We start from the raw sequence: 13,527 nt of genomic DNA, 5'->3' as shown, positions 1-13,527 counted from the left end.
TTTAGCCATCAAGGAGGTACGCCATGCAGAATCGTAATTCAGCACAGAAAACCTTGATCATGAACATCATGGAAGGGAACAAAACGCATCCCACCGCTGATGAGATTTATGACCAGGCAAGAAAGGCTGATCCCCACATAAGCCGCGGAACGGTTTACCGTAATCTGAATCTTCTGGTTGAAAACGGAATTCTGCTGCGCGTCTCCGTCCCTGATGCAGCCGATCATTTCGACAGCACGTTAAAAGAGCATTTCCATTTTCACTGCAGAAGATGCCACAAGGTTCTTGATGTGCCGGACGTTTGTCCTTCGGAAGTGATGGCGGTTGAGTCAAAAATGGAAGAGGCGGGCTTCAAATCGCTGTCTCACACAATCGTGTTTGAAGGATTTTGCCCTGACTGTTCCAAAGAAATATAAGCAAATTGAGAGGTATTAAAATGAGTAACAAGTATGCAGGAACACAGACAGAGAAAAACTTGCAGGCAGCTTTTGCCGGAGAAAGCCAGGCAAGGAACAAGTACACATATTTTGCTTCTGTAGCAAAAAAAGAGGGATTTGAGCAGATTTCTGCCATCTTCCAGAAAACAGCCGACAACGAAAAAGAGCACGCAAAGCTCTGGTTCAAGGAACTCGGCGGTCTTGGTGACACAAAGGCAAATCTTGCCGCAGCCGCAGAAGGCGAAAACTACGAGTGGACTGACATGTACGAGGATTTCGCAAAAACTGCTGAAGCTGAAGGTTTTACAGCCCTCGCAGCAAAATTCCGCGGGGTAGCGGCAATCGAAAAACGCCACGAAGAGCGATACCGCGCACTTCTCAAGAACATCGAGATGAACGAAGTCTTCGAGAAAAGCACGGTTAAAGTATGGGAATGCCGAAACTGCGGTCATGTAGTCGTAGGAACAAAGGCTCCGGAAGTTTGTCCGGTTTGCGCTCACCCGAAGAGCTTCTTTGAAATCAGCGAAGAAAACTACTAAGATTTCAAATGCCGGGTTTTATAATTATCCGGCTTTATCAAAAAAAACGGCCTTCCGCCGGGAACCTGCCCCAAACCTCGCAGTGAGCGAAGCTCAGGCGGGATTGTGTCAGAACCCCGGCTCCGGCCGTTTTTTTTGATATATTTGCAGTGTTTTAATCACGACCTTTGAATTTCACATATAAAATAATGCAAAAACATGCGCAAGGGATAGTAGCGGCGCGAAGCGTTCCGGAGCATCGCGGAGGAATGGAGCGATAGCGGAACCGCGGATAGCCCGACGGCTTTAGCCGGTGCGCCCGGAATAAAAATCCCCCCTCGGATAGTCACACCGTCGTTTTTCTGCTAAAATGTTCTATATTATGTCTAGACGATTTCAGCAGTCCGAATTCTGGTGTGCTTTTAAGTGTGCGCACGGATGGACACAAATTTCATGTGAAGGCGTTAATGTCCTCGTTCGTACTTTCAAAAAATCTTTCGTAAATTTTTCTCTTGCCTATGTTCCTCTTGCCCCGGAAAAGGGTGAGGGCGAGTCAGAAGAGTCTTATATCGCCCGGATCGGTGACTTCACAAAATCACTGAAAACTTTCCTTCCTAAGAACACTCTCTGCGTGCGATACGACCTTCCGCTTGACTTTGCAACATGCGAGGAGCGGGATTCTTTCGTCAAAGGCTTTCCTTCGCTCGCAAAAAAGGCAAAAGTCGGAATCAAAAAGAACAAGGTTGACATTCAGCCGCCGGATTCAACATATCTTGACCTCACCAAAACCGAGGATGAGCTTCTTGCCGGGATGAAAAACAAATGGCGCTACAATGTCCGCTATGCTGCAAAGCACGGTGTTGAAGTCCGCGCCGTTACGGCAGATTCAGCTGATTTTGAAAAGGATCTGGATTCATTCTACGAGCTTTACAAGACGACAGCCGCCCGCGACGGAATCGGCCTGCACCCGAAAAGCTACTACAGGGATTTGCTTGAGCGGGGCGCAAAATCAGAAAAGTCAGAGGCAGAGGGCGACAGGACAAAAATCACGCTCTACATCGCAAGTCATGAGGGCGAGGATCTGGCCGCAATCATCACGCTTTTCCAGAGCGACGAGGCGATTTACCTTTACGGCTGCTCGGGAAACAACAAGCGCAACCTGATGCCGGCTTATCTTGTCCAGTGGACTGCAATCAAAGATGCAAAGGCTTTCGGAAGCAAAATCTATGATTTTTACGGAATGCCGCCGACCGACGACGAAAATCACCCGATGCACGGTCTTTACCTCTTTAAGACTGGCTTTGGCGGGGCGCATGTTCACAGACCGGGCAGTTTCGACCTTCCGCTAAGCTCAATGTACGCTTTTTACACGCTGGCGGAAAATCTCCGTGCTTTCTGGCACAAAAAAGTGATGAAAAAAATCAGGGGAAGATAATATATGAATCTTGAAGCATTCGTTTTGGGCTGCGGTGGCATGATGCCGCTTCCGTACCGCCATCTTACATCAGTTTTGCTCCGCCGTGACGGTGACCTGTTCCTTTTTGACTGCGGCGAGGGCACTCAGGTTTCCTTAAAAAGACTCAACCTCAAATGGAAGAAAATAGACGCTATCTTTATTTCGCACACTCACGCTGACCATGTGACTGGCCTTCCGGGAATACTCATGCTTTCAGCCCAGGTTGACCGCACCGAGCCTCTCTACATCTACGGTCCGCCGAAAGTTAAGGAATACGTTGAGACCAGCCGCCAGGTTCTGGACATGTACATCAACTATCCGATTATCATAAAAGAAATTACGGCTCCCTGTGTCGTTCATGAGGGAAAGGACTTTTATATCCGCGCATTTCCGCTCTCGCACACAAAGACCTGCGTAGGCTACACGCTTGAGGAACTTGACCGCCCGGGCGAATTCAATCCGGAAAAAGCAGAGTCTTTGGGAATCCCGCGTGGTCCTCTTTGGGGTAAGCTTCAGAGGGGCGAGGAAGTCACTTCTGAAAACGGCAGAATCGTCACTCCGTCAGACGTAATGGGCGAAAAGCGCAGCGGAAGGAAATTCTCTTTCGTAACGGACACACAGTATCTTCCGAGCATAGCAAAAGAAGTGAAGGGAAGCGACCTCTTGATTTGTGAGGGCATGTTCGCCGACGACTGCGCGGACCAGGCCAAGGAAAAAAAGCACATGACCGCCCGCCAGGCCGCCACAATCGCCCGCGACTCAGAATCAAAGCGCATGGCAATGATTCACTATTCCCCGCGCTACACCGACCGCGAGCTCGACGTACTCTTAAAGCAGGCGCAGGAAGTCTACCCGAAAGCGGAGCTGACGAAGGACCGGATGATTTTTGACGTGCCGTATGTGGATTAGGGGAGGGATTTTCTAGCACGGGCGGAAATTTGGTGGTATAATATAATAAAAAAATGAACAGTAAATCCAGCTTTTCTGAACGCGATATAATCTCAAAATACATTCTCCCCGCAATCGAAGATTCCGGCTGGGACAGGCAAAGCCAAATCAGGGAAGAAGTATCTTTTACTGCCGGACGAATTTTTGTAAAAGGAAAACTTACAAAACGCGGGGAAAAGAAACGCGCTGACATTATTCTTTATTACAAGCCAAACATTCCAGTTGCTGTTGTAGAAGCAAAAGACAACAAGCATACTGTCGGGGCCGGAATGCAGCAGGCTTTGGAATATGCAGAGACCCTTGATATTCCTGTTGCAATTTCAAGTAACGGAGACGGCTTTGTAATTCAATACCGCAGGAATTGTGCAGATGTTGTTTCAGAAAACGCAGACCTTTACCATTTTCCGACTCCTGAAGAACTCTGGGAATGTTACAAAAAATATAACGGACTTGAAACAAAGGAAGCCGAAGAAACATCCCTTTGCTCATACTTTTTTGATGCAGAAGGCCGAAAGCCTCGTTATTATCAGCGGATTGCAATCAACAGGACTGTAGAAGCAATCGCCCGCGGTCAGAACAGAATCCTTCTTGTTATGGCAACAGGAACGGGTAAAACTTACACGGCGTTCCAGATTATTTACCGCCTCTGGAAATCCGGCTGTAAAAAGCGAATTCTTTATCTTGCAGACAGAAACAACCTCATTACGCAGACAAAAAAAGGCGACTTCAAGCACTTTAAGGACAAGCTTACAATCGTTAAACATAAGAAAATCGACAAAGCTTATGAGATTTATCTTGCACTTTATCAGGGACTTACAAACTATGATGAAGAAAATGATGTTTACAAACAGTTCAGCCCTGACTTTTTTGATTTGATTATTGTTGATGAGTGTCACCGCGGTTCAGTTGATGAAGACAAAGCCTGGCACAAAATCTTGAGCTATTTCAACTCAGCCACTCAGATTGGTATGACTGCCACTCCTAAAGAGACAAAGGCACTTTCGAACATTGAATATTTTGGCGAGCCAGTTTACACATATTCACTTAAGCAGGGAATTGACGACGGCTTCCTTGCACCGTACAAAGTCCTTCGGGTAGGAATGAATGTTGACCTTGAAGGGTACCGACCTGAGCATGGTAAGACGGACATTAATGGCGAGCTTGTAGAAGACCGTCTTTATAACACAAAGGATTACGACCGCACGATTATTATCGATGAACGAACGAATTTAGTTGCCAAAAAGATTATGGAGTATCTGACTAATTCCGACCCGATGGCAAAAACAATTGTTTTCTGCGTTGATATTGAACATGCGGAACGGATGAGACAGGCTCTTTTGCGCTATGCTCCGCGTGAAATTACTGCCAGAACAGACAAATATATCGTCCGAATCACCGGCGATGATCCGGTTGCAAAAGGATATCTTGAGAATTTCATCAATCCAGAAGAACCTTATCCCGTCATTGCGACTACATCAAAACTGATGACGACAGGAACAGATGCAAAGACCTGCAAAGTAATCGCGCTGGATTCAAATATCGGAAGCATGACAGAATTCAAACAGATTATTGGCCGTGGAACGCGTGTTGAAGAAGATTTTGGAAAGCTGTACTTTACGATTATAGATTTTAGGAATGTAACAGACAAATTCGCGGACAAGGATTTTGACGGTGCACCAGTGAAAATCAAAGAGACAGCCCAGAATGAGCCAGTTTCCGAAGAAATGATAGACAGCGGGGAAAGCGAAAGCCAGATTGACCCGGTAACAGGCGAAGAAGTTGCCTTCCCGGAATATAAGATTGATGAAAATTTTGGCGCGGTGAGCATAGGCGAGCCAAAAAAGAACGAATCCACCAAACGTGAAAAAATCTATATTGCCGGAGTAGATGTAAGCATCCTGAGCGAAAGAAAGCAATTCCTCGATTCTAACGGCAAGCTTATTACAACAAGCCTAAAAGAATACACAAAGAACGGAATCCTCACATCGTACCGTTCTCTGGACAACTTCTTACAGGCTTGGAATGATGCTGAGAAAAAGCGGGTGATTATAGAAGAACTTGAAAATCAGGGACTTAGCTTTGCAGAACTCAAAGAAGAAATAAAATCAGACTTAGATATTTTTGATTTAATCTGCCATATCGCATGGGATGCTCCCGCACTAACCAGACGCGAAAGAGCCGAAAATGTACGAAAGCGAAATTACTGGACGAAATACGGTGATAAAGCGCGCACAGTTCTTGAGGCATTGCTTGATAAATACGCAGAAAGCGGAATTGAAAATATCGAAGACATGAAAATTCTGACAGTCGAGCCATTAAAAGAACTTGGAACTCCAACAGAACTGGTAGGCTTGTTCGGTGGAAAAACACAGTATCTTGCAGCCATAAGGGAACTGGAATCAGAGATTTATCGCGCGGCATAACAAACGGATGATGAAGTGTTCTTCTTTGACTAAAGATTTTTGCGTATATCTGCGGAAATCATTAGTCTCAAAAAATTATCATGTACCAAAATTCTCAAAATTTGTGCATGTTTCTTTTATATGTACCAAAATTGCAAAAATTGGTACATATTTCTTGTCTTATGTACCAAAATGGTGTATAATTGGGACATGACTGAATTGCAAAAGCTCCCGATTGATTCTTCAAAAACGGAAACAATTAAGATTCTCAAAGCAGAAAACAAAGCAGTAAAAATGCTTGCTGAATTAAAAGGCTGTGCAAATCTTATTCCAAATCAATCTATTCTTATAAATGCAATTGTACTTCAGGAATCAAAAGACAGTTCAGAAATAGAAAATATCATCACAACAAAAGATGATCTTTATAAAGCCGTATCTGAAACAGTAACTAAAATTGATTCAGCCACAAAAGAAGTTATGTTCTACAGAGAAGCTCTGTATACAGGTTTTAATCAGCTTAAGGAACATGGTTTTATTTCTATTAATGACATTGTTCAGATTCAAAAAGCTCTTGTTCAAAATGATGCAGGAATCCGAACCTTGCCAGGAACAAAGCTTGTAAACGACACAACAAATGAAGTTGTTTATACACCGCCTCAGACAAAAGAAGAAATAGACGAGCTGTTAAAGAATTTTACTGAATATCTGAATAACGAAGATGACAGTCTTTCAAAGCTTGCCATTCTGCATTATCAGTTTGAAAGTATTCATCCATTTTATGACGGCAACGGAAGAACAGGCCGCATTATAAATATCCTCTATCTGATTTTAAAACATCACCTTGATGTTCCAATTTTGTATCTCAGTTCATACATCATAAAAAATAAAACTACTTACTATAAACTTTTACAAAATGTAAGAGCGCAAGATGCATGGGAAGACTGGATTATTTTTATTCTTAAGGGAATTGAAGAAACTGCAGCTGATACAATCCAGAAAGTAAAAGCCATACAAAAACTTCTTGAAGATACTGTAGAAAAAGTAAAAGCAGAAGCTCCAAAAATCTACTCAAAAGAATTAATAGAAACTCTTTTTGAAAATCCATATTGCAAAGTTGAATTCATTGTAAGATCTCTCGGGGTGGAACGCAAAGCCGCTTCGCGATATTTGCATCAACTGGAAGATATTGGAATACTAAAATGTATAAAAGTAGGCAAAGACAATCTGTTCATAAACATTGGATTGATGGGATTGTTGAAGGAATAGTAAGTTTTTTAATTAAAAATATGGATATTAAAATGAATAATAATGAGCGATATGATTTAAACGATAGATTAATACATTTTTTTAGACCTTTAGATGCTGAAGATCCTTCATTTCCAGGATTACCTGAATATTTAGGTTTTAACAACGAAGACGTCGGAGATTGTAAATACAGTGCTCTATTTCTTTTACGGTGTTGTATTCGAAATGATAAATTATGGGCGACTTGGTCATATAGAGGAAAAGCTCGCTCTGTTTATGGACCGAATCCTGCAGTTTGTTTCACAGAAATGCCTTTTGCTGCATTTGTAGAAGCTGCAAGATCAAGAGCAAAAAAATCAGAAAAAATTAGTATTTATGGTTTATCATTCAAAAAGTCTGAGTTATTTACAATGGGTGCTCGTCATGTAATTTATGGATTATCTAATCCATCTGCCGTTTATCCAGATTCAAATAATGGTGGTGCCAGAATCTTTGAAGAAAGATATCTTCCTTCATCAGAACAGTTTAGATATATTACTTATAATCCTTGTATCTCCCGACCCGTGGATTGGACCCATGAAAGAGAATGGAGACTTCCATACAGAGGTGATTTAAGTAAGTATGAAAATCAAATTTCAGAATTTGGTATTGTAGAAAGCTCAAATGATGTTCCTGGTTTCTACCTATCAAAAGAAGATTGCAATGATATAGGTATAATCATTGATAAAAAGAAAGATGTTAATAAAATTCTTTATGATATTCTCTGTCTAATTTATAGAGGGACAATTTCAGAAAATAAATATCAATTTATAATTTGTGCAGAAAAAATAAAGAATACAAAAAAATACAGGGATTATTATCAAGAGAAGAAATTAATAAAAAAATCATTAATACCTATTGAAGATTACCTTAAAAAAAATACTAAATTAGCATTTTCAACAAAAGAACAAATTGAGCACTATTTTAGCATCGTATTTGAAAAAATAATTTCAACAGGAAACGATTACACATATGAAAATGGAAGATGCTGGATCTGGTTTTATAATGTTTTTGATAAAAGAGTATTAGCAATGTTAAATGAAGGATTACTCATTATTAATAATGAAAACAAAATCTTATTCGAACTTGAACCTCTAGATTCTTCATTGCCATTACAAATGCAAGAAGAAATGATACAAAATCTATCAGATATTATTAAGAAAAAACTTAAGATACAGTGTGGTTATTACTCCGTACGTGATAGTAAAGATTGCAATGATGTTCCATATTATTGTTCGCAAGATTTAGGCAATCTAGAAGATTTATATTATAATAAATCTAATGATTGTTAGGGATATAATAAATGAGCGAATGGAAAAAAGTAAAAATTGGTGACATCTGCAAAATCGTAAAAGGCACAACCGGCATTGCAAGCGCAGAGCCGGGAGAATATACTCTTGTAGTTACAGCCGAAGAAAGAAAAACTTGTTCAACATATCAGTTCGATTGCGAAGCCGTATGTATTCCGCTTGTAAGTTCCAGCGGGCACGGCAAAAAGTCTCTCAAAAATGTTCATTATCAAAGCGGAAAGTTTGCGCTCGGAACAATTCTGTGCGCCGTAATTCCAAACAATCCGCAGGAACTCGATGCCCGCTATCTCCATCAGTATCTTCAATTTTACAAAGACATAATTCTTGTTCCTCTGATGAAAGGCGCTGCAAATGTTTCTCTTTCAATGAAAGATATCGCAACCGTAGAATTTCCCTTGCCACCAATAGAACGCCAAAGAGAACTTTCAAATCTTTTTGTCTCGCTCCAGGAAAAGCAAAAAGAACTCTCTGCCGAATATGAAAAGCAGACCGATTACGCAAAACTTCTCCGCCAGAACATTCTGCAACAAGCCATAGAAGGAAAACTCACCGCCAACTGGCGCAAACAGAATCCAGTCAAAAAAGGCAATCCCAACTACGATGCAGAAGCATTGTTTGAACAGATTCAGAAGGGGGAAGTCTCCCCCTCGCTACAACCTGCTTCGCAGTTTTCCGCTACCCCCTCTGCGGGCTCAAACGTCGCCCGCAACACCCGCTCAAAATCTCTTGCTCCCATTACATATGAAGAAAAACCATTTAAGATACCTAACAGTTGGAAAGACACTTCTTTAGGATATTTAATTTCAATATCATCTGGTGATAATTTAACAGAAAAAGAAAAAAGAGAAGGAAATATTCCTGTATATGGAGGGAATGGAATTAATGGGAATCACAATATTTCAAATATAAATAAAATTTCTATAATCATTGGTAGGGTTGGAGCACAATGTGGATGTATTCATATTACACCAGAAAAAGCATGGGTCACTGATAATGCGTTTGTAACATCTTTCAATGAATCAATGATTAATTTTTATTGGCTGTATTATTTGCTGAACTCGCTTAGTTTAAGAAACTATGCTAGGGAAACTGCACAGCCTGTCTTATCCGGAAAAAGGATATATCCTCTGATTATAGGATTACCTCCACTAAAGGAACAAGAAGAAATAGTAAACAAAGTAGAAATTCTACTCGCAAAAGTAACAACTCTAGAAAAACAAATCCAAGACCAAAAATTACTGACTAAAACTCTTATGCAGACTATAATAAAAGAAGCTTTTGAGGTTTGAGGGGAAATATGGAAACCATTTTTATTAATTTATTCAAAATTGACTTAAATTTGGAACAGTGTACTAAAGAAAGTTTTACTGATAAATATAATATCCAAAAGTATTTGAGTGAATTGCTAGATGCAATTGTTTCTAGTTCTGGAGATAGAGAATATGAATTTGATGAGACTTTGATGACTACAAAAAACAGGATACTTTCTATAGTAAAAAATCTTGATGAACAGATTAAACAAAATGAATGTATATTGCTTGCACAGAAATTATTAGTAACAGAATTAGATGTTCAAAAGAAGATTCAGAAATTAAACGTTGAGATTCAAAAAGGTATATTGGTGATTGCAGCAGCAAAGATAACAGACGCGGATTATAAGTTTATTATTACAAAAGCTGATTATGCAGAATTTGTTGAAGAAATAACAGGAAATACAAAAAGTGGATTACCATTGAAGAAGAAAATATTTAAATCTTTCATTGCTGACATTAAGTATGCAAACAATGATTATACATTTCAACGAATAGTAACCTACGATTCAAATATTAACCATTCTGTATATTGGTGGAAATCTTTTCTCGAGTTAAAAGAATTAAGAGATAATACGACAAATACAAAAAAAGCTTTTGAATTAATAAACAATACTGTTTTGGCACCATTGCAAAAGGATCATAAAACTGATTATATAAAGCTTTGGAATTCGACAGTAGCATACTTTCGGACAAAAGGAGAATTTGATATTACCTATTATGCAGAAAATGTAATAGGTAATTATATTCCATATGACGACTCACTAGAAATGTCTCCACTTAAGACTAAAATAACTGAATTACAAAATAAGAATAAGTTTGATAATAAATTTGAAAAAGATCCTTTATCTATAACAAATAGAATGAAAAAAGAATTAAAACTAACTAATGAAATTGATTTAGTTATAAAACAGGATATCCCAAATCTATCTTCAATAATAAAACCAAAAGAAGAAGATGGAAAAAAGTATATCATGGTATTAAGTACAGATGGCTATGAATATGCCAAAGGATTATGAAAAATATGATACATCCTATTTGTAATTATTTTATTCAACTTTTTTCAGATGCTTATTCTTTAATTGAGATAGAAGAAGATTTTGAAGTAGTAAAATACAAATGGGATTTTACTAAAGATGAAAGATCATTACCGCAATTATGCTCATGCCCTCAAATTGCCTCAAGAGATTCTCTTTATATGACTTTGTTGTTCGAAGGAAATCTTGTTACATCATTTAACCCAGCAAGTGAAAAATCAACATGGGAAAATATGATTTCGGCATATGATTCCTATGATGCTGGTACTAATTTACGTATAGAATTAACTGTTTATAAAAAATTTGAAAATAATCATATTTCTATATATCAAATGGATTCTTTTATTAATTACTTAGAAAAATGTGCATTATCAGATTTTCTATCGATATTTAGCAAAAAAATGAGACCTTATATTATTTTCGAACTGCAAAGCAGAGAAGTCCTTTTCTTCTATTCCCAAAGTATCTTTTTTTTATCACAGAATGTCGATATTTCACAAGTAAAAATATTGGATAGCGTGAAGAAAGAAAAAATTCTTAAACTCTCAAAAGATTTATGCTGTCAAGATTGCCCGAGATATGAATTAACTCCGGAGGATTTTTATTTTTTTAATTGCAATAATAATAAAATAAAGCAATTGTTTGACAAAGTTTTGGCATTTTTATGTTTTTTATCGATTTTTGATTATATAAAACTTGAAAAATCATTATTCTCTTTTAGATTAAATGGTTTCAAAATCTTAAAAAACGATTTTAATACAGAAACAATTTCAAATTTCATTATCGACACTAAAAATAACAATGAATTATACGAAATATATAGATGGATTTATACGGATGGAAATGCAACTGATAAGCTTAATATCTCAAGAAATATTCTTTCCTTGAATTTGGATCAAAAACACTTAAAATTAGACCAAAATGTATTTGAAGCAATAAAATCAAATTATAGAATTTATCAAAAAGAAAATGTCGAAAAATATCTTTCAGTAAGAAAAGAAATATCTGAATTACTTATAACTTTACAAGGAGAAATAAACTCTATTGTCAGCAGTTTTATAGACGACTTCAAAAAAAATATTATTACAGTGCTTTCTTTGTTTATATCTGTAATTGTTGTAAATGTTATTTCAAATAGTAATTATATAAAAGGTTTTAATAATAATATTATTCTATTGATTTTCAGTTTCTTGTTAATTTCTTTGATATATTTATTTTTTTCAAGATGGGAGCTAGATCAAAAAACAAAGTTGTATGAAAAACATTTTAATCAAATAAAACAAAGATATAGCCATGTCTTGTCGGAGGTAGAATTACAGGGAATATTCGATGATTGCAATCCTGACAAGGATGGTACTCACGCATCTTTTATTATACAACAACGCAATTTCTATAGTGTCTTGTGGTTTTTATCTTTGCTTATATTATTTATTATTACTTTGGAAATATATAATTATAATAATGGGTTTGGTTCTTATATTTTAAATTTATTTAAATATAGGTTCTGCAATTCTTGTTAGAAATTGCATGTCTACTAAGTTTGCTTATAAAGAAATGTGTTATTCAAAACTTAGGCAATGAACTCTTCGGGGCGTTGCGAGGTGTCCCCGCAGAAGGGGTAGCGGACAAGCAACAAAGCGGAGAGAATCGGCGCTGCTTGCAGAGACGATTCGTGGAGCGACTTGCTTGGGAGCGAGGGGAAGGCTTTCCCCTCCTCAATATAAAACAAAAGGAACAAAACAAATGACAAACGAACTTGTAAAACAAATATCGTACATTCTCTACAAAGCATATGAAGAAGATGTAAAAGTCAATGCGCTCCTTAAGGATGAGACTATCTGGCTTACGCAAAAATCTATGGCAGAGTTGTTTGATGTAAATGTACCTGCGGTTTCAAAACATCTTAAGAATATATTTCAAGAGGGGGAGCTTGATGAAAAAGTGGTTGTTTCCAAAATGGAAATAACCACCAGGCATGGCGCAATAGAAGGAAAAACTCAGTCCGTTCTTACAAATTTCTATAATCTCGATGCCATTATCTCTGTAGGTTATAGAGTGAATTCTGCAAAAGCTACAAAGTTCCGTATCTGGGCTACAAATGTATTAAAGGAATACATCAAAAAAGGCTTTGTTATGGATGATGAGCGGCTAAAGCAGGGCGAAAATGTTTTTGGAAAGGATTATTTCCGTGAACTTTTGGAAAGAGTCCGCTCAATCCGTGCAAGTGAACGCAGGATCTGGCAGCAGATTACAGATATTTTTGCGGAATGTTCCATTGATTATGATAAAAACTCTGAAATTACAAAACAGTTTTATGCAACGGTTCAGAATAAGTTTCATTTTGCAATTACCGGTCAGACTGCGGCAGAAATTGTTTATGACAAGGCTGACCACAAAAAAGAACACATGGGGTTAACTACATGGAAAAATTCTCCTGATGGACGTATTTTGAAATCCGATGTGAATATTGCAAAAAACTATCTTTCTGAAAAGCAAATCCGCCAGCTGGAAAGGGCGGTGAGCGGTTATTTTGATTATATTGAAGATTTGATTGAACGTGAAATTCCTTTTAATATGGAACAGTTTGCGGCAAGTGTTAACGAATTTCTTGAATTCCGAAAGTACGATAATCTTGAAGGAAATGGAAGGATTTCCCGAAATGATGCAGACAACAAGGCATTTGCCGAATATGAGATTTTTAACAAAACTCAGAAGATAGATTCTGATTTTGATAAAATGATAAGAAAGATCGAGGAGAAATAATTTAATTATTGAGAATAACAATTGATTGAACTTGCCATATTTTTCAACAAATTCAAGAATAT

At 38.0% G+C, this 13,527-nt stretch carries 11 protein-coding genes; all 11 read left to right on the top strand.

Annotated features, from left to right (window positions below):
* Positions 1-23: 23 nt before the first annotated feature.
* Positions 24-416, top strand: coding sequence for a Fur family transcriptional regulator (locus HNP76_RS02810; protein ID WP_184657284.1), 393 nt, complete (start codon positions 24-26; stop codon positions 414-416).
* Positions 417-436: 20 nt separating this feature from the next.
* Complete coding sequence (rbr, locus tag HNP76_RS02805) at positions 437-976, top strand: rubrerythrin (RefSeq protein ID WP_184657282.1); 540 nt, start codon at positions 437-439, stop codon at positions 974-976.
* Between the two features lie 361 nt (positions 977-1,337).
* Entirely contained in the window at positions 1,338-2,390 is a 1,053-nt protein-coding gene (locus HNP76_RS02800; protein ID WP_246462718.1) for a lipid II:glycine glycyltransferase FemX, read from the top strand.
* A gap of 3 nt (positions 2,391-2,393) precedes the next feature.
* Entirely contained in the window at positions 2,394-3,320 is a 927-nt protein-coding gene (locus HNP76_RS02795) for a ribonuclease Z (protein ID WP_184657278.1), read from the top strand.
* 53 nt (positions 3,321-3,373) lie between these two features.
* Positions 3,374-5,782, top strand: a complete 2,409-nt coding sequence (gene hsdR / locus HNP76_RS02790) for an EcoAI/FtnUII family type I restriction enzme subunit R (RefSeq protein ID WP_184657276.1) — start codon at positions 3,374-3,376, stop codon at positions 5,780-5,782.
* Positions 5,783-5,971: 189 nt separating this feature from the next.
* On the top strand, positions 5,972-7,027 hold the full coding sequence (locus HNP76_RS02785) for a Fic family protein (RefSeq protein WP_184657274.1): 1,056 nt from the start codon (positions 5,972-5,974) through the stop codon (positions 7,025-7,027).
* Positions 6,961-8,337, top strand: coding sequence for a DUF4427 domain-containing protein (locus HNP76_RS02780; RefSeq protein ID WP_184657272.1), 1,377 nt, complete (start codon positions 6,961-6,963; stop codon positions 8,335-8,337). The genes HNP76_RS02785 and HNP76_RS02780 overlap by 67 nt, the downstream gene beginning before the upstream one ends.
* A gap of 11 nt (positions 8,338-8,348) precedes the next feature.
* Positions 8,349-9,644, top strand: coding sequence for a restriction endonuclease subunit S (locus tag HNP76_RS02775; RefSeq protein WP_184657270.1), 1,296 nt, complete (start codon positions 8,349-8,351; stop codon positions 9,642-9,644).
* An 8-nt stretch (positions 9,645-9,652) separates the two neighbouring features.
* Positions 9,653-10,684: a hypothetical protein gene (locus tag HNP76_RS02770; RefSeq protein WP_184657268.1), complete on the top strand. Its 1,032-nt coding sequence runs from the start codon at positions 9,653-9,655 to the stop codon at positions 10,682-10,684.
* Entirely contained in the window at positions 10,681-12,222 is a 1,542-nt protein-coding gene (locus tag HNP76_RS02765; RefSeq protein ID WP_184657266.1) for a hypothetical protein, read from the top strand. The genes HNP76_RS02770 and HNP76_RS02765 overlap by 4 nt, the downstream gene beginning before the upstream one ends.
* A 223-nt stretch (positions 12,223-12,445) precedes the next feature.
* Positions 12,446-13,465, top strand: a complete 1,020-nt coding sequence (locus tag HNP76_RS02760) for a virulence RhuM family protein (RefSeq protein WP_184657263.1) — start codon at positions 12,446-12,448, stop codon at positions 13,463-13,465.
* Positions 13,466-13,527 lie beyond the last annotated feature (62 nt).

This window comes from Treponema ruminis (assembly GCF_014201975.1).
GTDB lineage: Bacteria > Spirochaetota > Spirochaetia > Treponematales > Treponemataceae > Treponema_D > Treponema_D ruminis.
Note: the sequence above shows the minus strand (reverse complement) of the source record. Positions and strands in the feature narration are given on the sequence as shown.